Annotated in this window: 15 protein-coding genes and 1 pseudogene; 9 read left to right on the top strand and 7 right to left on the bottom strand. The window is 57.3% G+C overall.

Annotated features, from left to right (window positions below; translation table 11 throughout):
- Window positions 1-143: 143 nt before the first annotated feature.
- From F3J08_RS11170 to F3J08_RS11180, 3 genes are read left to right on the top strand one after another with little or no spacing between them, the layout of a single operon-like run.
- Window positions 144-1,673: a recombinase family protein gene (locus tag F3J08_RS11170; protein ID WP_166929978.1), complete on the top strand. Its 1,530-nt coding sequence runs from the start codon at window positions 144-146 to the stop codon at window positions 1,671-1,673.
- Window positions 1,673-2,572, top strand: coding sequence for a plasmid partitioning protein RepB C-terminal domain-containing protein (locus F3J08_RS11175; protein ID WP_166929980.1), 900 nt, complete (start codon window positions 1,673-1,675; stop codon window positions 2,570-2,572). The genes F3J08_RS11170 and F3J08_RS11175 overlap by 1 nt, the downstream gene beginning before the upstream one ends.
- A complete protein-coding gene (locus tag F3J08_RS11180) occupies window positions 2,565-3,503 on the top strand; it encodes a plasmid partitioning protein RepB C-terminal domain-containing protein (protein WP_166929981.1) in 939 nt (312 codons plus the stop codon). The genes F3J08_RS11175 and F3J08_RS11180 overlap by 8 nt, the downstream gene beginning before the upstream one ends.
- An 870-nt stretch (window positions 3,504-4,373) precedes the next feature.
- Here F3J08_RS11180 and F3J08_RS11185 read toward each other — a convergent pair.
- The 4 genes and pseudogenes from F3J08_RS11185 to F3J08_RS11200 all read right to left on the bottom strand — a co-directional run bounded on the left by F3J08_RS11185 (window position 4,374) and on the right by F3J08_RS11200 (window position 11,612).
- Window positions 4,374-5,030, bottom strand: a complete 657-nt coding sequence (locus F3J08_RS11185) for a hypothetical protein (protein WP_166929983.1) — start codon at window positions 5,028-5,030, stop codon at window positions 4,374-4,376.
- A gap of 290 nt (window positions 5,031-5,320) precedes the next feature.
- Window positions 5,321-6,034: pseudogene (locus tag F3J08_RS16960) on the bottom strand (IS6 family transposase).
- A gap of 282 nt (window positions 6,035-6,316) precedes the next feature.
- The gene (locus tag F3J08_RS11195; protein WP_240149303.1) at window positions 6,317-9,199 is read right to left on the bottom strand and encodes a TonB-dependent siderophore receptor; all 2,883 of its coding nucleotides are present in this window, start codon (window positions 9,197-9,199) and stop codon (window positions 6,317-6,319) included.
- Between the two features lie 115 nt (window positions 9,200-9,314).
- Window positions 9,315-11,612: a Tat pathway signal protein gene (locus tag F3J08_RS11200; RefSeq protein ID WP_166929985.1), complete on the bottom strand. Its 2,298-nt coding sequence runs from the start codon at window positions 11,610-11,612 to the stop codon at window positions 9,315-9,317.
- A gap of 203 nt (window positions 11,613-11,815) precedes the next feature.
- On the opposite strand from F3J08_RS11200, the gene F3J08_RS11205 reads away from it, so the two are divergent.
- On the top strand, window positions 11,816-12,520 hold the full coding sequence (locus F3J08_RS11205) for a GntR family transcriptional regulator (RefSeq protein WP_166929987.1): 705 nt from the start codon (window positions 11,816-11,818) through the stop codon (window positions 12,518-12,520).
- On the opposite strand, the gene F3J08_RS11210 is transcribed toward F3J08_RS11205, so the two are convergent.
- The 3 genes from F3J08_RS11210 to F3J08_RS11220 are packed head-to-tail and all read right to left on the bottom strand — an operon-like array spanning window position 12,492 to window position 15,975.
- Window positions 12,492-14,060 (bottom strand): DUF5597 domain-containing protein, encoded by a 1,569-nt coding sequence (locus tag F3J08_RS11210; protein WP_166929989.1) that lies wholly within the window; start codon window positions 14,058-14,060, stop codon window positions 12,492-12,494. The genes F3J08_RS11205 and F3J08_RS11210 overlap by 29 nt on opposite strands.
- Entirely contained in the window at window positions 14,057-15,064 is a 1,008-nt protein-coding gene (locus F3J08_RS11215) for a 4-hydroxyproline epimerase (RefSeq protein WP_166929991.1), read from the bottom strand. The genes F3J08_RS11210 and F3J08_RS11215 overlap by 4 nt, the downstream gene beginning before the upstream one ends.
- Window positions 15,065-15,087: 23 nt before the next feature.
- Complete coding sequence (locus F3J08_RS11220; RefSeq protein WP_166929993.1) at window positions 15,088-15,975, bottom strand: dihydrodipicolinate synthase family protein; 888 nt, start codon at window positions 15,973-15,975, stop codon at window positions 15,088-15,090.
- Window positions 15,976-16,076: 101 nt separating this feature from the next.
- Here F3J08_RS11220 and F3J08_RS11225 point away from each other — a divergent pair, with 101 nt between their 5' ends.
- The 5 genes from F3J08_RS11225 to F3J08_RS11245 are packed head-to-tail and all read left to right on the top strand — an operon-like array spanning window position 16,077 to window position 24,199.
- Entirely contained in the window at window positions 16,077-17,225 is a 1,149-nt protein-coding gene (locus F3J08_RS11225; protein ID WP_166929995.1) for a Xaa-Pro peptidase family protein, read from the top strand.
- Complete coding sequence (locus F3J08_RS11230) at window positions 17,222-19,642, top strand: glycoside hydrolase family 127 protein (protein ID WP_166929997.1); 2,421 nt, start codon at window positions 17,222-17,224, stop codon at window positions 19,640-19,642. Before F3J08_RS11225 ends, F3J08_RS11230 begins: the two co-directional genes overlap by 4 nt.
- A complete protein-coding gene (locus F3J08_RS11235) occupies window positions 19,639-21,396 on the top strand; it encodes an aminopeptidase P family protein (RefSeq protein WP_166929999.1) in 1,758 nt (585 codons plus the stop codon). Before F3J08_RS11230 ends, F3J08_RS11235 begins: the two co-directional genes overlap by 4 nt.
- Window positions 21,393-22,637, top strand: coding sequence for an FAD-binding oxidoreductase (locus F3J08_RS11240; protein WP_166930001.1), 1,245 nt, complete (start codon window positions 21,393-21,395; stop codon window positions 22,635-22,637). The genes F3J08_RS11235 and F3J08_RS11240 overlap by 4 nt, the downstream gene beginning before the upstream one ends.
- Complete coding sequence (locus tag F3J08_RS11245; protein WP_166930003.1) at window positions 22,634-24,199, top strand: aldehyde dehydrogenase (NADP(+)); 1,566 nt, start codon at window positions 22,634-22,636, stop codon at window positions 24,197-24,199. Before F3J08_RS11240 ends, F3J08_RS11245 begins: the two co-directional genes overlap by 4 nt.

Here is a 24,199-nt window from a genome sequence, read left to right on the forward strand (position 1 = left end):
CGACGCTAAAATAATCCCGCTTCAGGATGACGGAACAGACTCATTCTCACTGCGAGGGAAGATGTCCGGACCTCCGTTATTGGCCTCGGAAAGGGCAAAACGTGACGAGCCGGAGATTCTACGATGATGATCGCACTGAGCCGATGGAACGCTTCGTTCGGGCCGCCGAATACGTCCGAATGTCAACGGATCTTCAGAAGTATTCGACCGAAAATCAGTCGGAAGCGATCAAGCAGTATGCCAAGGCTCGCGGGATTGATATCGTCCGTACGTATGCCGATGCCGGGAAAAGTGGCCTCAAAATTGAGGGGCGCAATGCACTCAGACAGCTCATTGAAGACGTTCAGGCAGGAAATACTGATTTCACATTAGTTCTTGTCTACGACGTCAGCCGTTGGGGCCGGTTCCAGGATGCGGATGAGAGCGCTTACTACGAATATATCTGCCGTCGCGCGGGTATTGCAGTCGAATATTGCGCCGAACAGTTCGAGAACGATGGGAGTCCGATCTCAACCATCGTCAAGGGCGTTAAGCGTGCCATGGCTGGGGAATATAGCCGAGAACTTTCTACCAAAGTATTTGCAGGTCAGGGAAGATTGATCGAGAAGGGTTATCGTCAGGGAGGGCCGGCTGGATTTGGCTTACGTCGAACCCTGATTGATGAGAACGGCGCCATCAAGGGCATTCTTGGGCAGGGCGAACATAAGAGTATCCAGACTGACCGCGTTATCCTGACGCCCGGTCCGGCCGAGGAAATCAATCTGGTCCGCACCATCTATCAGTCTTTCGTTCATCAGGAACGCAGCGAGAGCGAGATCGCCGACGACCTCAACAGACGTGGCATTTTGACAGATCTTGGACGTCTCTGGACCAGAGGAACAGTACATCAATTACTGATCAATGAAAAATACGTCGGCGATAACGTATGGAATCGTCGCTCCTTCAAGTTAAAGAAAAAACGAGTTCGCAATGAGCCAGAAATGTGGATCAAAGCACAAAATGCATTCGAAGCCATCGTCGAGCGTGAGCTATTCGAATCTGCAAGGAGCATCATCAATACGCGCTCTTTCCGTCTGACTGATGAAGAAATGCTGCATTCCTTGAAGGAACTCTATCACCAGAGAGGCCTATTATCGGGTATAATCATTGATGAATGTGATGACTTGCCTTCCAGCGGCGCCTATAGCGCCCGTTTCGGTAGTTTGCTCCGCGCCTATCATCTTGTCGGGTTCAAACCGGATCGTGACTATCGATACATCGCGATAAACCGTGAACTACGCAGACTTCATCCGGAAATTATTCGACAAATAATCGCTGAATTGCGCACCAAAGGTAGTGATGTATGGCAGACTCATCAGGACGACCGTATCGTCGTCAATGACGAATTCAGTCTTTCCGTGACGATAGCGCGCTGTATAGAAACATCCACCGGACTGCTGCGCTGGAAAATGCATTTCGATACCTCACTCATACCCGACATTACGATCGTCGTGCGTATGGACAGCGCCAATCGTATGCCTCTGGACTACTATCTATTTCCACGCATCGACATAATTTCCGGCAAACTTCGCCTGTCGGAAGAAAACGGTCTTGCTCTTGACGCCTATCGTTTCGACAATCTTGAACTCCTATACGACATCGCCACTCCTATTTCCATTGCGGAGGTCGCCTGATGTCTGTCATTCGTCCGAGCAGGATAGAAATGATCCCGATCAGCCAGATTACAGTCGTAAATCCACGCGCCCGCAACAAGCGCCAGCATCGGGAAATCGTTAACAACATCGAAGCTATCGGTTTGAAACGGCCCATCACCGTAAGTCGCCGAGATACGGCCAATGGCCCCAGATATGACCTGGTTTGCGGCGAAGGTCGGTTGGAAGCCTTCCAGATGCTCGGCCAGCCAGATATCCCGGCAGTGGTCATCAAGGCGAGCGAGAGCGAGTGTCTCGTGATGAGCTTGGTCGAAAACATCGCCCGACGTACACCGCGCCCCATTGATCTCATGCGCGAGGTCGGCGCATTACGATCACGCGGTTATAGTGATACGGCAATCGGTACAAAAATCGGTGTCGGAGCCTCCTGGGTCAACATGGTCGCTTCCCTCCTCGATCGTGGTGAGGAACGGCTTCTAGCCGCAGTTGAAACCGGCCTTATTCCGATTACTCTGGCAATGGAGATTTCCCGGGCTGAAACAGAAGAAGCCCAGAACCTACTCCTTGATGCCTATGAAACGGGCAAGCTGAGGGGCAAGAAGCTGGCAGCGGTCCGGCGAATGCTCGAGATGCGCTTGCAAAGCCAACGTAAAAGTCTACCAACGGGGCGTTTAGGGCGCAAAACGAGCATTCGTAGAATGACGGCCGCTGATCTAATGCAGGTCTATCAACGTGAGGCCGAGAAGCAGCGTCTGTTGGTCAAGAAATCGGATTTTACTCAGACACGACTTCTGTTCATCGTTGAAGCTTTGAAGGAGCTTCTCGCGAACGACGGCTTTATTAACCTGCTTAGAGCCGAGGGGCTGGCGACCATGCCCCGCGCTCTAACAGTCAGAGTATCGGGAAACGAGCATGACTGATGAAGTGAACAATCGAGGGCATAGCCGTATTCATATGGCTTTCGGCATGGATTTCCTCACGATTCCTGTAGCATCAATCATTCCACTCAAGACATTGCCGCCCGATATTAGATCGAGCCGCACGTATTCACAGATATTGACCTCCATAAAAGCGATCGGACACCCGATAGAGTCCCCGGCTGTGACGGCAGATACGACGAACGCCGAACAATGGTTTCTACTTGACGGTCATTTAAGAATCGAAGCCATGAAGGAACTCGGCTTCACAGAAGTCGAATGTCTGCTGGCTCCTGACGATGATACCTATACCTACAATAAGCGGGTCAATCGTATACCACCGATCCAGGAACATCGGATGATCGCACGCGCCATGGAGCGAGGAGTCTCGTCTGCTGATATCGCTACCGCACTCAATATTCAGGTAGAAGCAGTATTGAGACGTTTCCGGCTACTGGACGGCATCAGTCCTGAAGCGGCTGAAATGCTTAAAGATACCCCCTGCTCCATGAAGGTATTCGATATTTTGCGCCAGATGACGGCTGTACGACAGATCGAATCCGCTGACCTCATGATCGGCCAGAACAACTTCACAGTCATGTTCGCCCGAGCCTTGCGGGCCGCGACGGCAGAAAACCAGCTCGTACCGAACAAAAGAGGAAAAAAAGGGAGTAGAGCGACACCATCAGGCCAGCAGATTGCTCGTATGGAACGAGAACTCGCTGCACTTCAAACACAAGTAAAATCTGTCGAGGAAACCTACGGCATTGATAATCTGCATTTGACCGTAGCACGCGGCTATATCGCCAAACTCCTTGCAAACAATCGGATAGTCCGTTGGATGGCGACCCATCAACAGGATTACCTTGGTGAATTCCAAAAGATCGCTGAAATCGACCCGCTTGCTTCGATTGGTAAAGAAGCGAGCACCTAAATTAAAAATGGGGACCCGGACCCGATAAGCGCGGGGACCATGGGAGAAGCCACACTGTGGGGTGGATCAAGCATGGCGGTGGGAATGGCGGCGAACCCGCATGATGCCCACTAGGCTGGCCGTCATATGGGTCAGCCGCGTGCTGTCCCGTTTGACTGCACGAATATGAACGGGCGTGCCAGACGTCCATCTGGCACGCCCTTCGACTGATGAATGTATGGGTAATCGGATTAAGTTACGGCTCTTCCCTATGGATATGTGGCGTCCGACCTCCTGTATTTAGAGGCCATCGCTGACTGTCGCCTGACAAGGGGATGCAGGTAATCGCAATTGGTTGCGTGGTACTCCACACTTGATTTGAACCTACTTCCCGTAAACCTCTAAAATTAAATAACTTTCTACAAGGTGACCTCAGTTCACGCATAGAAAAACCCCGCTGAGTCAGTGACTTAGCAGGGTTTCAGAAACTGTAAGTGGTTGCGGGGGCGGGATTGCTTCTCAGCTTGCAGCAATCACAAGTTGAGAGCAAAGCGGGATTGAAATGCTGTTTTAATGAACTTTTTTCTGCCCATGCATGAACTCTTACTGAAAATAAATCGCCCCTGCCCTCATAAAACGTAGAATTTATGCATCCAAAGCCACGTCAGCTTCCGCCTGAATGTCGGTCATCAAAGAAAGCGTTTTCAGTTCCTAAAAGAGGACATTATGCAGGACTAGCCGGTACAATATGAGGTGGTGGGGAAGAGTATTGCTTCCATACTGTCTGAGATACCGAAAGTTATAGAATACCTGAGTATGTACACTGCATAGTTAAAGATATCTGAAAATATAGTTTGATATTAATTTAGTATATTTACTATATATTGCATATTAGTAAAGCTTCATCGTAACGTTTCTGGAAATATCAATAAGAAATATCTCTGAAAACTTGCTCTTTATTTTTGGTCTACTGAAGATATCCGAGATTATCGGCCTTATTTCAGATATCCATTTTTCCATATGAGTGTCGACTTCAAAAGTTTCCCTATCTGTCAACCTAACTAAAAGGGTTGTATTTTCTGGATATTCTTTTTCAGTTTTTTCAATTATCCTATTGATAATGATATCTTTCATGAATGTTGGAGCCTTACGAGCGAGTATAAATCTATTAATGTTATCGTATCCATGTTTTCTATAGAAAGATTCTTTTGGAAGCTCGGCAACCGTTATTTCTATATATTTTTCGTTGTTTATATAGGCATCCCATCGAAGCTCCTTCATACCGATTCGAATTCGTTCTGTTCCGATTATATTTCTGTATTTTAAGAAAGTTTCCAAGGGTGCTAACTCATCTGTAAAACACTTGAATATGCGGGAATGTTCTTTTTGCATCACCTCTAAAGCATTGGATTTAGAGTAATTTTCGTAGTTTTCAAATATATTTATGAATTCTTCCGCAGACATTTCTTTAGAAAATATTTTTTCAAATTCGGCTGTGGACGTAGATGAAGTAATTATTGGTTCGTCATCACGGATAGTGCTGTTCATATAATTTCTCCAAAAAATAAATTCTAACTTACTCTCACTACTCCCGCTCTAAAAGCCTTTTAGGTTGGATATCTTGAGCCTCATAAGGCTGAGTCAGCTTGCGCCCGAAAATAGACCAGAACGGACATACCGCTTCCCCCCCCAATTCTGTACAAAGAGTTTTTGGCGGGGTTCTCCTGACGCCGATCTACTTCGGATAGCTTTAATTATCGAAAGTAGGTGGGGTGGACGTGAAACGGGTAATGTCACGTTTACTGACGGGAGTTAGTTGAAGCCCGAGAAACGGGTACTCAGACGCTGAAAGCGGTTGTTCTGCTCCACTGAGCGAAGGCCCTGATACGATGGATGTGCCGGGAAAAGGCGGTGGTGAAAGAGGCGGATGGGACGAAGAGATTACAAATGGCCGAAAAAACAGAGACGAAGCGCTGACACCCGCCTGGTGAACGGAACTTCTGCATGATGCGCTCGCGTTTTCGCAGAGAAAGATGATTGTTCTCCGCCCGGTTGTTCAGACCCTTATGCGAGAGATGCCGGATCGAGAGACGCATGTTGCGCCTCGCTGCCCCGTAGGATTTCAGCTTGTCGGTTATCATGCGACCGGAGCGCACCCTCTGCCTCTTCACCGGCCCTGTCAGCAAACGTCCGGCCGCTTTGGTGTTGCGCCGTATCTCCAAGATTTCGTCGAAGATATACCCGCCCTGATCCACGGATCGCCACAACCAGTGAGGCTTGCCAAGGATCACGACCCGCACCTCGTCTAGGTGCCAGACATCATCAGGTCTTGCTGCCTTGCGACGCAGGTAGCGAGCGTAGGCTGTGCCGAACTTCAGGCTTTACCGACGGAGCGTCTCATATGAGACGACTATATCCTTCTCGATCAGCATTTCTTCGACAAGACGAAAGCTCAGGGGAAAGCGGAAATACAGCCACACCGCATGCGCTAGCAGTTTACATAGAAAACGATGCCGTTTCGAGCTCACAGATGGCGTTCTCATCGTCTGCATCTAACACGCCGCACTTAACGTGACATCATCCGTTTGACACAGGTTGCGCGGCGGCGCTTTGCCCTTGGGCTGCACCGCCTCGATCAGGGGCTCCCAGACCCGCCACGCGTCATCGACATTACAAACTGCAGCACGCTCATCACGAACATCCATGCAGATACAAAATATTTTCAAGCCTTAACAGAGCCTAGAGGGCGGTCTTCACGCGAAAGCAAAGCGCTTTTTTTGCTTTATGTGATCAGCATCGGGGTCGATGCTGATCACGGAGAGGTCTCACAAGGCTCAGAAGCTGACGCCTGCTTGGAGAAAAACATACCGACCGATAATCTGCTGAGGGTACATAGAGAGGGCCGTATTTGTAGCGCCATCGGGAACGAAGGGCGGTTTCTTGTCCAGGATGTTCTGGACTCCACCCTCGAAATTCCACCGCCCCGTGCGATAATCGACGGTCACGTCGTGCGAAAAGATGCCCGGAACCTTGCAATAAACGAACGACTTGCAGGAAAGATCGGTCGAACCGTCGTTGAAGTGCATTCCCCCTATATAATTCATCATGTAGGTCAGGGAGATGTTGTTATGGCGCCATGTTGCTGTCGCGTAATCGCGCACGCGCGGCTGACCGCCACCCGCCTGATAAAAGAGCCTGCCAGCGTAGTTGTACCATGAACCGCCAGGCGTGTTTTGCTGCAGATAGCTGACCAGCTGCTGGAAGTTGTTGCTCACCGTGAGACTGTCATGTCGCGTGACACGCAGCGTGTAGCTCAGGTCAAAATCGATGCCGCTCGTCCTCAGTCCGCCCAGGTTCTGATAGGTATCGTTGATCTGCGTAATCTGTCCGGAGGCGTTTCGTGCAGAGATATAGCTGCAATAAGACGGGTTGGCACCGGTGTAGCATTCATCGGCGATGTACTGGCCGGGCAAGGTGCCGATCATGTTTTTGAGCGTGTAATGCCAATACTCGACGGAGGCCTGTAGATTGGGAATCCAGCGCGGCGTGATGACCGTGCCGACCGTATAGGTACGCCCCTCCTCGGGCTTGAGCGCGGCATTGCCGCCTGAAAGCTGAGGGAGCTGGCCCGAGTTGGCGTTGACGAAGGTCGCCGTGTTAACCCCTTGCTTGGCACAATTCGCGACGACCATGGCCGAGAGTGCCCCATAGCTGCCGGCCTGAGCGCAGGGATCGTTACCCGAATAATAACCGATCGCATGGCCGCCATAGAGTTCAGTGATGGTCGGGGCGCGGAAAGATGTGCCGAGGGTTGCACGGAAACGGATATCACGTACCGGTGCCCAGTTGATTCCGACCTTCCAGTTATAGGCGTCGCCGAACGTATTGTAATGCGACCAGCGCCCCTGGCCATCAATGGTCAGATCCTTGGCCAGAAACGCGTCCTGCAGCAGCGGAATTTTACCCTCAAGATAGGCTTCGGTCGCATTATATCCGCCACCGGTATAAGTGGAGCCACCGCCCAGATCGCCATTTGCCGCCAAAGGATCGGGCGAATAACTACCCTGCTCGCTACGATGCTCCATGCCAAGCGCGATACCGACGGCGCCGCCATGCTGATAGGGAAGCTTGACCACGTCGTTATTGTGCACACGCAGATTGAAATCACGCATCTGGTAATAGGCATGGTCGATCTGCGTGTGGCGCAGATAGGCTGCCTGGGCGGTCGTCAGGGATGTCCCGGGATTGATCAGCGAGCACCCGGTAGAGGCAACACAGATCGAAGGATCATAGACGACCGCGCTGGCCGCATTCGTGGGATCGACCTGACGTGAGCCGAGTGCCTGCAGATAATGCGCGTAATTCAGCGAGTTTTCCGCGTTCAGCATGGCCTGAGAGGTGCCGTAGGTCATAGAAGCGTCATAGAACCAGTTGGCAACGATACGTCCCTTGGCCCCGCCCATAACCTGAGTCGTGTCTACTGCCTCCTCGTAGCGCCGGGACCCGAGATCGGTGAAACGACGATAGAGCGAGACATCCTGGCCCCAGTAATTATAGGGGCTGCCACTGGGCAGGATGATTGAGGACTCCAGGGTCGACGGATAAGATGCTCCCGTGGTGGGCCATCCGGCCAGAAAGTTATTGGCGGTTTTGTGCGAGTATCGCACATTCGCATAGAGCTGGAGATGGTCATTGACGTCGTAATGGGCGTCACCGCTCAGATTGGACGATTGCAGGCTGTTCGACAGGTTCTGCGCCGACGCGAAATTGTAACGGTCGGCGTTCGTGAAGCTGTGATAGCCGGCTGCCGTGCCAGAACCATTCGAGACATAGCTGTTATCGCCGACAAACACGCGCGTATTGGCGGTAATGGAACTGCCATATGGGATGGTCGCCCCTGGAGCGACATTCGCATTCCATGGCAGAGCCGACCAGTCGCGGTTACGCTGCATGACGCCGCTGGTGGTCAGATACTGGCCAAAAACGGAGATGTTGCCGCGTCCGTGGTCAAAATTGAAACCCTTGTAGCCGGAAATCTTGCCCGTCGCACCATCGCCTACGTCGGTGATGCCGCCGCGTACCGTGATCCCGCCCGTGGTAAGGTCGTGCTTAAGCTTGATATTGATGACACCCGATACCGCATCGGCACCATAAAGCTCGGAGCCGCCATCCTTGAGAATCTCGACCGAGGCGATCTGGTCCACTGGCAAGGCGTTCAGATCAACGCATGAGGAGCCCTGCCCCATTGTCTGGACCTGGCGTTTACCATCCACCAGAACCAGAACACGGTTAGGACCCAGATTGCGCAGATCGGCACAGGACATACCCAGACCACCATTAGATTGGGTATTGGTCGAAGTGCCGCTTGCTCCACCGGTACCGATGGACGGCAGGCGCTGCAGATAATCACCGATCGTGACGGCCGATGTCTTCTGAATCTCACGAGCCGTGATGATCTGGACCGGGTTGGCGTTCTGGTCCTTGTTCTGGCTCAGCGCCGAGCCGGTCACCGTGACCGTCTCGATCCTGCCACCGTCAGACGCTGCGTTCGACAACACGCTTCGCTTTGACATCGTACCTGCCTTGGTCCGGGCGACGCTAGCAGACACGGCTTTCCTGCCCTTGCTATCCTGCGTGAGTCCTGCTGCCTGTGCGGATGCCGTCATTGCAAGGAATGACGCTCCGACGCAGAGCATGAGGCGATGGGACTGTCTCATGGAACTTCATGTCCTTCTCTGGCCGCAACGTGGCACCACCGCCACCATTGAGATACCAGATATCGTATACGCTACGATTCTGCAACGTTCCATTTTGGAGATGATGCGCTTTGCGTCATGCCTGTGCGAGAATGATCTCGCTCTGAAACGTCCGTGCGTCACCGGGTCGTATGACGAGCGTCGACCCTGATAGGGCGAGGGCATGCGGCGGGAGGCTGCCTGTCACCGACCGGGGAGTCCTGGATTTCGGCAGGCGCAGGGAGAGCCTGATCCTGTCGGGCAAAGCGTGCTCGGCGGTCATACGCATAACGAGGCGCGATCCGTCCGGTTGACGCTTCAGAGTGAAGCTGATCCTGCCCCATCGTGTCGGCGCGTCCGAGACAGCGATGCCGCTCTCCGACCACACCCAGCTGCGCGGAACGCCCCGGGCGAGATGAAGGACGTCGCCCTTCTCATCCTCATGCACAAGCGCCTCCCGTAGGAGGATGGGCAGAGTCATCTGAGCAGGGAGACAGAACAGGGCAAGCTCCCCTCTCAGCCCTGCCACCTCGGATGCCGTCCAGCTTCCACGCGTATGGATGTGATAGCGATGAGCATAGAGGAACAAAATAAATTCCCTGATACGATCCTGACGCAGAAGCGCCAGCGCATAGCCGTAGGAAATGAATCCCAGCATGTCACGGCTTTCGGCACTCGGAGGGGCCAGATTGCCGACAACGCCCATGACCGTCGCGCCATGGGCCCGCATCGAATTGATAAGCTGATTTTCTAGATCCGGCGCGAGCACCCCAGACTGAAGCAATTCGGCATAAACCCGATGCGCCCATTGCTGCTCACTGTATCGATGCGTGAGTAGAGACTTGCGAAAGCTCTCGGACACACCGGGGAGGATGGGGACATAGGGAGGCGACTGGTCGTGCTGGATCGAGGAGGACAGCGCTTCATTCACGCGAACGCGCAATTGTTTCGCCCGTTTCAGCCAATCCTCACTGCGGGCTGTCTCGCCGGGGGCGAGGGCCCTCCAGAGGGTGGCGCCATCCTCCAAGCCACGCGCGGCGAGACCGGAATTGCTGAAATAGGGCTTCCACCAGATCGATGGATCGGGAAATAGGCACGCATCGCTCTCGCTCCAGCCCGCGATCAGCCCGTGGGCCGGATCCGCCCCCGGTAACCCAAGGGCCTTGTCGTGGAGCTTGACCAGCACCTGGGCCATGGCGCCTATCTTCGACTGATAGCGTTGAAGCACAGAAATATCGCCGCTCAGCCGCGCATAAAGCGCGAGCAAAGACAGCGTCAGCCCTGTTTGCCCCACTTCAGGGCCGCGCATTGCGACCAGCCCGTCCGGCGTCACAAAATGCTCGAACTGGTCGATCAGGATCGCCTTCGCCTGATCGAAGCGACCCCAGACCAGATTGGCATAGAGCGAGGCCGTAAATATGTCCTGGAACCCGTCATATTCTGGACCGGCATAATCCCTGTCGACCACACCGTAACGCGCGCCCGTCCCGCCGCGACGCACCATGAGTTCCTTCACGAAACCATGGGTGGCAATATCGCTCCAGTCAGCACGCGGGAGGCGAATCTGCATTTGACCAATCTGGGTCTTGCGCCAGAAAAATATGCAGCGCAGCAGCGCCGCGTTGAACTGACTCTCATCCGGATCGGGGCGGAAAGGGCCGAAAGGCGGGTAACTCGTCCCATAGACAACCCGCTCGACTTTCCCATTCGAAACAAGCGTAACCCGCTGCCAGCTCGGCACCTGATGGATTTCCGTAGTGTCTGTCTCGGCAAATACCATGACTTCCCAGTAGCGGCCTGGACTTGTTTGGAACTGCTTGACAATGATCGGCAGATCCCCACCAAGGAGCCCCTCCCGACGATGGGCTACCAACGGTGCTCCGGCATGAAGTTCCGGGGCGATACGATCAACATGCCAGTTGCGCGTGTTGCCCGCAGGCGTGAGCGGCATGACATCATCGGCCTGGGGCGTGCCAATAAAACTGGTCCAGACGATGCGGCCAACCTGCTCGCTCTCGAAATGACTATCTACCGGTGGTGCGGCATCGCGCACCGCCATCTCGTCGGGGTCGTCTTCCCCACGCAGCAATGTATCGGCCAGCAGATCGGCCTCGGCGAGGGCAAGGCGGGGAAAGGAAAGGCCGCAATAGGGCGCTCCAGCAGGAGCCTCGTAACTTTCCATAAAGCGACTGAGCCTGATCGTCTCACCTGTCGATGAATGGAGCGTAAGCGCTCCGTCGGGTGCTGCCCTGTCCTCCACGATCCTCCATGCCTGCCCCCTGCCAGACAATACAGGCTGGACAGCTTCCCCCTGCCCCAGCGCGATGCCGCGCATCGCGAGGCTGGCGGCAGAGAATACACCGCCCGACAGGATCATCCTTCTCTTCATCATCATTCGCTCCGCCGCGATTAGACCGAGAGCCGTCCCAGAATCTTCTTTGCAGGACGCATGCGGACGCGGCACAACCTCTCCGGTCGGCCGCGCCAGACACAGTGCGCCACCCAAAATGACTGGTAGCCTCGTTTTGTATACGATATATGATTGTGTCACTCCCCGCGGATCGTGACAAGACCGCAACGAAAAGGTAACGCCGTTTCATGACTCTCGCCGCGCGCAAGATGCAGCCTCTGATCGTCAGGTCCATTACGGACCAGCTCTATGGCGTGTTGCGTGAACAGATCCTCTCCGGGGCACTTCCCGCTGGTCAGCCGATCCGCCAGGATACGTTGGCAGCCGAGTTCAACATCAGCAAAATCCCTTTGCGCGAGACTCTGGCGCGTCTGGAGCAGGATGGTCTGGTCAAGGCGCAGCCCAAGCGCGGCTATACCGTTTGTGAGCTTACCTCACGAGAGGCAGAGGACGTGTTCAAGCTTCGTCTGAGGCTCGAGCCCAGCGCTGCGGCAGAGGCCGCCCTTCTGGCTACGGCCGCAGATCAGAAAACAGCCCAGAAGGCGCTCAAGGAGCTGGAGACTGCCGCAAAGCAGCATCGTACCGATCTGAGCAATTTCAACCGCGTGTTTCATCTGTCTCTCGTGCGGCCGGGCGCCGGGCGTCTGACACTTCATGTGATCGAGACGTTAAGCGTGATTGCCGAGCGTTATGTCCGTTTCCACCTCCATCCCCTGGGGCGTGACACGCGCGCCAATACCGAACATCGGGAAATCCTCGCCGCCTGGCTTGAGCGCGACGCTCTGACTGTCGAGACCTTGCTTGTCGAGCATCTTCAGGACACGCTGGAGGATCTACGCTCCGAGCTGGACATCAAGCAGCCCGTCAAGGCGACACTTCAACCCGAAGCATGACACCCTCAGGCGGCAGGTTAAGCCCGCTATCGGTCTCGTCACCATTCCAGATACGCGTTCCATGCCAAGCTCCCTGGGCGTCGATCTCCCCCTGCTCGACACGCCTGACTTCGTGAAGGCTGGTGTCGTGTAGCGCCGTTGTCAGACCGATGCGCGACGCGGCGCCGATAACGAGGAAATGTGTCTCGTCTAGACGCGCGACGACTGCGCGACCCATTGGCTTGTCACGGATCGGCGCCGATGAAGGATCAGGCTGTCCCCATTGCGCGCCATAACTCGCCTTGATGATCCAGTTGCCCAGGCGACGCGTGGGCGACGGCGCTCCGGGTTCCTCAATGAGGGATACCACGTCACCGCGTGCTGCGAGAGGCACCAGTACAGGAGCCGCTTGCGTGAGGAGGCGGTTATCGGCCCCATGCAGACGAATGGCCGCATCGTGCAGACCCGGATCATCGACGCCGAAAACGGAGGCACCGAGCGCCCCGCGTGACAGCATGTCCCACGTCCATCGCACATTTTCTTCCGTTATGCCGCTTTCAGACAGGAAGGGCGCGTTATCTGCCCGCTGATAGGGCAGCACCCCCGCCTGATATTCCGCGAAATTACCCGTATAGGTATCGGTGCCAATCACGTCGATTGCCGGGGTCTCCCGCTTCCAGAGATCGAGCACGTTTACGGTGGCACCGCCACTCGGATATTCGACCCCTGGTTGTGTCAGGCCGCGATAGCGCAGCCAGACATTGACGTAGAATGGCAGCGGATACGCTGCCTTTCCTGCTGCGGCGACGGCATTCACGTAACGTGATACTGACCAGGCTGCAAAATACTCGGCAGCATCATTACCGAAACGCCCCATCCAGTCGGTTCCCCGCACCCCGTTTGCAAGATTGGCCGGAACCGGCGCGCGGAAGGCAGCCTCAGCCTCGGGGCCATGGTCGCGTACCGTGCCGAGCAGTCCGGGCTCGTTCTCCACCTGAACCATAATCACCGTATGTTCTACAGAATCGCGCTTACGCAGATGCCCCATCAACGCGCTGAAAGCCTGCTTGTCCTTCTCGAGTGTCTGGCTACCGAAGGGCGACATACCATCTAGCTGGCGGCCATCGGCATCACGCAGGCGAGGAAAACGTTTGGTATCGCGTTTCATCCAGAGCGGCACGTAATGTCCTGCGCCGTTCTTCCAGGTGCCGAACCAGAGCAAAGCAAGGCGTTTGCGATGCGTGCGTGCCTGGGTCATGAGGGTGTCGACCATCGAAAAATCGTAATGCCCCTCAGCAGGCTCCATAGTTTCCCAGTAGACCGGGGCCTGCACCGTATTGACAGAGAGGGCATCTGCCGCCTTCCAGAAAAATGGAAGGTACCCCGGCCAGGCGCTTGAATTATGCATTTGGGCCGCGAGAACAAAGAAGGGTCTGCCATCGACCTCCAGGTGGAAATGCCCGTCATGTCCCTTCATGCCAGGCATCGTCGTGACACTACCGAATGCCACCGGGCACCCGAAAAGAAGCGCAGCCGCGCAGGCTGAGACTAGTCCCCTCATGAGACCTGGAATCCGTGGCAGAAGACATCCTCCGGATCGATCCAGAGAGTATTGAAACCGGTTGACACCGCACGGCCTTCGATCAGCGGTATGATTGCCGGAATGGCCCCGTTCGGCCCGGGGAGCGAGGTGACCGATTCGATCGTACCTATGAACCGGCTGTGGATATAACTCTCGTGTATGAAAGGATGGCCCGGCTGCAAAAGCCTTTTGTGATGGAGATGGGCGAGGCGTGCCGAGGTCCCGGTGCCGCATGGGCTTCGATCGATCGCATGATCGCCGTAAAATACGGCATTGCGACCTTGAGTAGGTAAGAGTCCCTTATCCGCCCAGAGGACATGTGAGACGCCGTTGATGGCAGGGTCGAGTGGATGGACCGGGTGACACTTCGTCTGCACCGCCAGCCTGACTCGCGGGCTCAGGTCCAAAATGCGTTGTGCCCCCAGCGCGTCTAGCCCTTCATATCCAGGTTGCGGCTCGATGATTGCATAGTAGTTACCGCCATACGCCACGTCGACCACAAGGGGGCCGATGCCGGGTACGTCAATGTTGATACCAGTGGCGGCAACATAAGAAGGCACATTGCGAATACGCACCTTCGTAACCCGCCCTGCCTCTTCGGTGTATGAGATGTCAATCAATCCGGCCGGGACTTCGAGCTTCAGCGTCCCCGGCTCGCGAGGCACAAGCAGCCCATGCTCGAGGGCGAATGTGACCAGACCGATCGTGCCATGGCCACACATGGGTAAGCAGCCGCTCGTCTCGATGAAAAGGATACCGCCATCGGTATCCTGCCGGCTCGGAGGATACAGGAACCCTCCCGACATCATGCTGTGACCACGCGGTTCATAACAAAGCCCGGTTCTGATCCAATCGAAGCGTTCGAGAAAATCCAGCCGCCTCTCTCCCATCGTCGCACCACGCAGCAGGGGCGTGCCTCCCGCAACGAGCCGCACAGGGTTACCGGCCGTGTGGCCGTCGATACAGAAAAAAGTGTGACGCATGGATATCCCCGGTTTGCCTGAGATCAGAACGGACGATTTGCGGCGGCGGTCTCGACCATACGGGTCACCGCGTCCCGTCGCGCGCCCTCAAGAGGCAGACGCGGCAGACGCACGCGCTCGGAGCCACGCCCCATGATCTGCTCTGCCAGCTTGATGGACTGGACAAGGTCATGATCTGCATCCAGATGGAGCAAGGGCATGAACCAGCGATAGATACGCAGCGCCATTTCAAGATCCTTGCGCTGCAGCGCCTCGACGAGGGCGACCGACTCCTTGGGGAAGGCGCTGGTCAGACCTGAAATCCAGCCCTCTGCGCCCAGCAACAGGCCTTCGAAGGCTACGTCGTCGAGCCCGGCCATGATGACGAAGCGATTGCCAAACGCATTGGCGACATCGGTATAGCGACGTGTATCGGCAGAACTTTCCTTGATGGCCTGAATCGTCGAGCATTCAGCCAGGCGCGCAAGAACGTCCATCTCGATGTTAACGCGGTAGGCCGTCGGGTTGTTGTAGAGCATGATCGGCAGATCCGAGGCTGCAGCAACCTGCTTGAAATGATGCTCCAATTCATGGGGTTTGGGGACATAGACCATGGCAGGAAGCACCATCAGCGCATCTGCGCCCACACGTGCCGCCTGACGGGCGAATGCGACCGCGCGTGGCGTCGTGACCTCTGACACGCCGACAAAATAGGGGACGCGCCCTGCAATAACTTCGTGAGCGGCTTCGAGCACACGGATCTTCTCATCCGGTTCGAGCGAGTTGTTCTCACCGCATGTTCCCATGATCACGAGCCCATGGACGCCGTCATTGATCAGGTTATCGAGAACCTGCTGCGTCGCGCCGAGATCGACCGAAAGATCCTGCGAGAACTGGGTCGTTGCTGCGGGGAAAACGCCTGACCATTTCATGATTTCTTTACCTCTTACGATAGCGGAGCGACTTGCTCCCTCACCTCATTATCGTCTATCGTATACGTAACATAATCAACATGAATTTTGAGGGCAGGCTGATGAACCATTCGGGGACACCCCCTCTTCGCATTGAAAAATCTGAGTTCGAACAGCGCGTTTCCGCCTGCCGTGCAATGCTTGCAGAGCAGGGTCTCGATGCCGTCATCGTCAATGCGGGTGCCAGTCTTCACTATTTCGCGGGCATACCCTGGACGCCGACAGAGCGACTCGTAGCCCTCGTTATTCCCGCCTCAGGACGACCGCGCATGGTCTGTCCACATTTCGAGATCGGATCGTTGCGTGACTGTATCATGATCGATGTCGATCTACTTACATGGGAGGAAGATGTACCGCCCTGTAACGTCGCTTTGGATGCATTCCTCGCTGGAGCCAAGGTCGGGCTCGATCCCGAATTCAGCTTTCGTTTCGTTAGCGGTTTCAAAGACGCGCGTCCTGATCTGCGCTTCGGCAGCGCGGAATCGGTGATCGATCCGATGCGGGCTCGGAAATCGTCCTCCGAGATTTCCCTCATCCAGCATGCAATGTCCCTGACGCTGCGTGTCCATGAGGCCGTTTTCCACGCCTTGAAGCCGGGCCTCACGGCCAGTGCCATCTGCAGGATGATTGATGAACAGCATGTTGCCTTCGGTGCGCCGCAAGGTTCCTATTTCTGCGCCGTGCAATTTGGCGCGGCGACGGCTTTTCCCCATGGTCTCGCAGGCGACCAGATTCTGGAAAGGGACAGTCTTGTTCTGATCGATACAGGCTGCCGCATCGCCGGTTATCACTCCGATATCACTCGGACCTATGCCTTCGGCAGCATTCCCGACTTGCAGGCAGAAATATGGGCGATCGAAAAAGAGGCGCAACTTGCTGCCTTTTCTGCGGCAGAGCCAGGAGCGCCCTGCCATGCCGTCGACGATGCCGCGCGCGCGGTGCTCGAGGCGCATGGCCTCGGACCAGACTATGCGCTGCCGGGGCTACCGCATCGCACGGGCCACGGCGTCGGGCTGGCCATTCATGAAGCACCCTATCTTGTGCGCGGCAATAAGACCCCTCTGCGTGCCGGACATTGCGGGTCGATCGAACCGATGATCGTGTTTCCGAATGCCTTCGGTATCCGACTGGAGGACCACTTCTACATGACCGAACAGGGACCGGAGTGGTTCACACGCCCTGCCCATGACGTCAGGCACCCTTTCGGATGAGCCCGGCCCTCACGCGCAGAGCCCTTCTGAGCGGAGTGGCTGCCCTCACCTGCCCGGCCATGGCCAACACGCCCCCCATCGACGCCGGAAGTGTTGAGACCGACGCAATGAAGGGCGGCCCACGTCTCACCGCCCTCCCCATGCACCAGGTGCGGTTGCTGCCTTCACCCTGGCAGCAGGCGCAGGCCGTGAATGCTGCTTATCTAATGCGTCTCGAGCCTGACAGGCTCCTCCATCATTATCGGAGGCAGGCCGGACTGGCGCCCAAAGGCGCTGCTTATGGCGGATGGGAATCCGACACGATTGCAGGCCATACGCTCGGCCATTATCTGAGTGCCCTCAGTCTGCATTATGCCCAGACCGGTGATGCAGCGTTCCGAGCGCGCGTTGCCTATATCACCGCCGAACTTGCACTCTGTCAGGCCCGCGATCCATCGGGTTACCTCGGCGGCTTCACCTGTCGTCAGCAGAACAAGATCCTGCCGGGCAAAACCGTTTGCGAGCAGATACGGCTGGGTCAGATCCATTCGACGGGTTTCGATCTGAATGGCGCCTGGTCACCACTCTATAACTGGCACAAGCTCTTCGCGGGCCTGCTGGATGCGGAGCTCCATTGCGCCGATCCGTGCGCGCGCGGTCTCATGACAAGGCTGGGAACCTATATCGAGGGCGTGTTCAATCCTCTTTCCGACGCGCAGATCCAACAGGTCCTTGCCTGTGAGTATGGGGGGCTGAATGAAAGTTTTGCAGAACTCTATGCACGCAGCGGCGATCCCAGATGGCTTCGGCTCGCCCGGCTCATCCAGGACCGCCGCACCCTTTCGCCCCTCATCAAGGGGCAGGATAATCTGGCCAATCTGCATGCCAATACGCAGATACCGAAAGTCATCGGGCTGGAACGTCTGTACGAGATTGACGGGGCGGCAGGCGACGCGGTCGCATCGGAGACATTCTGGCACGCCGTGACGCAACGATACAGCTATGTCATCGGCGGCAACGGAGACAGGGAGTATTTCCCGCCGCCGGATACGATATCGCGTCATATCACAGAACAGACCTGCGAGACCTGCGCCAGCTACAATATGCTCAAGCTCACGCGGCAGCTTTATGCCCGGCAACAGGACAACACCTTCTTCGATTACTATGAGCGCACGCAGCTCAACCATATCCGTGCTCAGCAGCATCCGGGCACCGGCATGTTCTGCTATATGACGCCACTGATGTCGGGGGCGAAGCGCGACTATTCCACGCCTTTCGATGATTTCTGGTGCTGCGTCGGTACGGGCATGGAAAGCCATGCCAAGCATGGAGATTCGATCTACTGGCAGGAAAATGAGCGGGCACTGCGTGTCATGCTCTATATCCCCTCACGCGTCTTCTGGAGCGCAGGCGGAATGACCCTGCGCCTGGATACTAAATACCCGGATGACGGTCGCATCCGGCTTGTAATCGAGAGCGCGCCCTCACAGGCGCGCACCCTCAGTTTCCGTATCCCGCACTGGAGCCATCTGGAAACCGTTCTGCTGAATGGCGAGGCACTCGACGCGCAGGCCGCTGACGGCATGCTGCAGATCGAGCGTATTTGGCAGCCGAGAGATGTTTTGTCCTTCACCCTGTCCTTGCCGCTGCGCAGCGAGACAACCCCGGATAATCAATCCGTCATCGCCATCATGCACGGTCCTACCGTGCTGGCGGCCGATCTCGCCCCTGCAGCGGCGGCATGGGACGAAATGGCACCTGTGCTCGTCGGGACGTCGATCCTGGACGCGCTCATTCCCGACCCCACCATGCCCGGGAGCTGGAAAACAAGTCATATCGGTCGTCCACAAGATGTGGTCCTGCGCCCCTTTCATGTGCTGCATGATCGCCGGGCCGCCGTCTATTTCCCGGTATTCACCGAGGCGGAATGGCGACAGAAGAGCGTGCTCTATGCCGAGCAACAAAAGCGCCGCCATCTGATTGCTTCCCATGCCATCGACATTGTCCATCCCGGCGAAATGCAATCCGAGCGCGACCACGCCGTCACGAGCGCCTTCTCATACCCCGTCATCTATCGCGGTCGTAATGGGCGTGACGCACGCTCTGGGGGCTGGTTCTCTTGTCAGATGGCGTGCGGATCGCACGACCCGCTTCTGCTGCAGACCACCTACTGGGGGGGGGAGCGTCGACGCCTTTTCTCGGTTCTGGTTGATGGGATCGAGATTGCCCGTGAACGTCTCGAAAACGATGCACCCGACAGCTTCTTCAACCGTCGCTACCCTATTCCACTCGCCCTCTCACGCGGCAAGCGCCGGATCACAGTGACCTTCCGCCCCGAGCGCGATGTCAGCGCCGGACCTGTCTTCGGCCTCGCCCTACTGGCTGCCACGAACTTGCCGCCCCTCACAAACCTTTCACAGGAGATTGCCTGGCCATGATGTCTCTTGCGACGCGCCTCGCTGCCCTCCGGGCCGAACTCTCTTCACTGGACGTCGACGGTTTTCTTCTCCCTCGGGGTGACGAGCACCTTGGCGAATATGTCCCAGACAGTGCCGCCCGCCTCGCCTGGCTGACGGGGTTTACCGGCTCGGCAGGATGCGCTCTCATCCTCCCCGACCGGGCGATGATTTTTTCAGACGGGCGCTACCAGCTTCAGCTTGCAAAGCAGATCGATCCCGCTCTCTGGCAATACGGACATCTCTATGAGACGCCCCCCCAGACTTGGCTCGCCCGCCATGGCGGGCGAGCCCGTATCGGCTACGACCCGAGGATCATCAGCGAGGTTGAACTTCGTCCCTTCATAGCCGCTGGCTGCCTCATGATCCCTCTCGGGCGAAACCCGGTCGATGCGATCTGGAGGGATCGCCCTGCGGTGCCTGCCTCGCAGGTCACAATACAACCCGATCGCTGGGCCGGACGCAGCGCGGAAGACAAAGTTGCGACACTGGCAGCGAAGCTGCTGGATGAAGGGCAGGATGCGGTCATCCTTCCCGATCCCGGCTGTATTGCCTGGCTACTGAACATCCGTGGATCAGATCTGCCCTATCTTCCCGTAGCACTCTGTTTTGCCATTCTGCATGCGGAAGGCACCGTGGATCTTTTCATCGATCCCGGTCGCCTTGCTGATCCGGTAAGGGCGAATTTGCGCGCCACAACGCAGATCCACACCCCGGATGCCCTACAAGAGGCCCTGATCACTCTTGGCGGAAAGACCATACGCATCGATCAGGCGCGATGTCCTGTCTGGTTCGCACAGACGCTGCGGGAAGCAGGCGCAACCATCGTCGATGGGGTCGATCCCTGCCTGCTTCCAAGAGCCTGCAAGACGGCAGCCGAGCGTGAGGGTATGCGCGAAGCGCATCTCCTCGACGGGATCGCGCTCACGCGATTTCTCTGCTGGTTCGAGAAAAACGGGATCGGGCTGAGCGAGACCGACCTGGCCGGGCGTCTTCTCGCTTTCCGACTCGAGGCTGATTCCTGTCTTGGGGCAAGTTTCGACAGCATCGCCTGCGCCGGACCGAACGCCGCCATCATGCATTACATGCCGCAACGCGGCGAGGACGCCGTCATCGGTCGGGACATGTTTTTCCTGATCGATAGTGGGGGCCAGTACCGCAGCGGGACCACGGATGTGACGCGCACGATCTGGACAGGCGATCGGCCGCCCGCCTCATGGTGCAATCAGTACACGAGGGTCCTCAAGGGGCTTATCGCGCTGAGCCGCGCTGTCTTTCCAGAGGCTACTCCCGGCTATCGGCTCGATCCTCTCGCGCGCCACGCGCTTTGGGAGGCTGGGCTGGACTTTGATCACGGCGCAGGTCACGGGCTTGGCAGCTATCTGAGCGTGCATGAATGGCCGCTTGGCTTCACACGTCGCCCTGTGCTCGACCCTGTTCACGAGCACATGGTTCTGACAAACGAACCGGGCTATTACGCCCCCGGATCGCATGGCATGCGCCTGGAGAACGCCATGCTGGCCACGCTGGACACTGTCGGCGAGGCGGCGCGATATCTGCGCTTCGAAACCCTGACCCTGGCACCAATCGATCGCCGGGGCATCGACGTGACACTCCTCACGCAGATCGAGATCGACTGGCTCGATCATTATCATGCGCGTGTCTTCCGGATGCTGTCACCCTATCTCGGTGACGATGAATGCGCCTGGCTCAATCAGGTCTGCCAGCCGCTATGAGCCGCATCGTCGTCATCGGTGGGGGGATCATCGGTCGCGCCGCAGCTTTCAGGCTGCAGAAATCCGGTCATGCCGTGACCCTTGTGGCCATCCCGGACCTGCAGCCGGCATCCTGGGGCAATGCCGGTCATATCGCCACCGAGCAGATCACCCCTCTCGCCCGCTTCTCAACCCTGCGTCGTGCCCTCACTGAGCGTTTTCCGGCCGGGCCGGTCGCCATCGACTGGCAGCGCCCTGCAACCCTGCTACCCTGGTCCCTCCGCTTCATGCGTGCCTGTCTGCCCGACCAGACTGCCCGTGGCGATGCAGCGCTGGGCCGACTGATGAGGCATGCTTTGCCCGCATGGGAACGGCTGGTAACGGATCTAGGCGCTCCTGATCTTCTCGACCGGCATGGGGTCGTCAAACTATGGGAAGGCCCCCGGGCGCGGGACGTTCAACTGGCTGTGCAATCTGCCGATCACGGCACAGCGAAGGTGATGCCCCTCGATGAAGCCGAATTCTCCGCCATACGTGACCGCATCGCGGTACCGCTCAATGCGGGGCTTCGATATCAGGGCACCGCGCATGTCACCGATCCGCGCCGCGTTCTCGATACCCTTTTCCAAGCGTTTCTCAACTCGGGAGGAAGGTCGATCGAGGCAGAAGCCCTCTCCATTCAGCGTCGTGACGGCGTGATACGCGTCGAGACCACGCGCGGCGCGGAAGAGGCCGATCATGTTGTCCTGGCCTGCGGCGTGCGTTCCGCCACGCTGATTCCGTTCCTGCACGCGCCCCTCATCGCCGAGAGGGGGTATCATATCCAATGGGCGCATGGGGGGAACTGGGCACTCCCTAATCTCATCTTTGAAAATCGCGCACTCGTGGTGACCCGCTTCGGCGCGCAGTTGCGCGCGACATCGTTTGTCGAATTTACCAGTCCGGACAGCCCGCCCGACCCGCGGAAATGGCTCTGGCTCGAAGACCAGGTACGCAGGCTGGGTCTACCAGTCGCGTCTCCTTTCACCCGCTGGCACGGCGCTCGACCGACCCTGCCGGATTATCTCCCTGCAATCGGCCCCTTCCGCACCATGCCAGGGCTGCATGCCGCCTATGGCCATAACCACCTTGGTCTGACGCTTGCTGCCATCACGGCAGAGATGCTTGCGGACAGCATTGCAGGCCGCACTCCCATGCGGGCTTTCAGCCCTGATCGTTTCGGCCGCCCGCTCTTACGCAGAATGAGGAAACAATACTCATGACCCTTACAGGTGCCCTCCTGATTGGCGACCAGCGTATCACGCGCGCCAATGGTTTCCGCGCGCGCGATGCCCGCAGCGGCGCGATGCTCGACGGCCAGTTCACGAACGCCATTGGCCAGGATGTCGATCAGGCTTGCCAGCTTGCCGATGCCGCTTTTGACTCCTATCGCGCGACCTCACCCAAGATGCGCGCCGAATTTCTCGATGCAATTGCTCACGAGATCGAGGCGCTCGGCGACGCGCTCGTTATTCGGGCCTCCGTCGAGAGCGGTCTGCCAGAGGCAAGGATCAGGGGCGAGCGTGGACGCACCATGGGCCAGCTACGGATGTTCGCCTCTCTTCTGCGAGAGGGAAGCTGTTTCGACGCCCGTATCGACACGGCCCTGCCTGATAGGAAGCCGCTCCCTCGGGCTGATCTGAGGCAGATCCGCATAGGAGTGGGCCCTGTCGCCGTATTCGGCGCCAGCAATTTTCCTCTGGCCTTCTCGGTGGCAGGCGGCGACACAGCCTCGGCGCTTGCTGCAGGCTGCCCGGTTGTGGCACGCGCCCACTCTGCCCATCCCGGCACGAGCGAACTCATCGGCAATGCGATCATTCTGGCGCGTCAGCACTGTGGACTGCATGAGGGGGTGTTCTCCCTTATCGGCGGCGAAGGCCATGAGATCGGGGCCTCGCTGGTGCAGCATCCCGCCATTCAGGCGGTTGGGTTCACAGGGTCACGCCAGGGTGGACTGACGCTTTCCCAGCTTGCTGCGGCACGTTCTGTTCCCATTCCCGTCTATGCTGAAATGAGCAGCATTAACCCGGTCTATCTCTTGGGCGGTGCCTTGCGTGAAAAGGCCGAGACCCTTGCTGAAGGTTTCGTGGCATCTCTGACCATGGGAGCGGGGCAGTTCTGCACCAATCCGGGCCTCGTTCTGGCCCTGGCCGGCCCAGATCTGGAGCGCTTCGTCGAGCGCGCGCGAAGCGCGATCGCCAAAGCAGTATCGGCGACCATGCTGACGCAGGGCATTCGTCATGCCTATGACGAGGGTGTCGAGATGCTGGCTTCCCGCCCCGGTGCCGTGCTTGTGGCTCAAGGGCCTCTCGACCACGAGGCCGGATGCCGCGCGGCCCTGTTCCGAAGCGACGCTCAGGCTTTCATGGCCGATCCCGTCATGAGCCATGAGATCTTCGGCGCCTGTTCGCTCGTCATCGCCTGCGATACGATCGACACCATGCTGGATGTGACCCGCAGCCTGGAGGGGCAACTGACCGCCACGCTCCAGATGACCGCAGAAGATCAGCCGGTCACACGACGTCTGTTGCCAGTTCTCGAGCGTAAGGTCGGGCGCATTCTCGCCAATGGCTGGCCAACAGGGGTCGAGGTTTCGGCCGCAATGGTCCATGGCGGTCCCTTCCCCGCGACATCGGACCCACGCAGTACTTCTGTCGGTACCGGGGCGATCGAACGCTTCCTCAGACCCGTCTGCTATCAGGATATCCCTGATGAGCTTCTCCCCGCCGGGATTCAGGATGCCAATCCTCTCGCTCTGCCACGGCGCGTCGATCCCGCGATGTAA

The organism is Asaia sp. As-1742 (assembly GCF_011753235.1).
GTDB classification, from domain to species: Bacteria; Pseudomonadota; Alphaproteobacteria; order Acetobacterales; family Acetobacteraceae; genus Asaia; species Asaia bogorensis_B.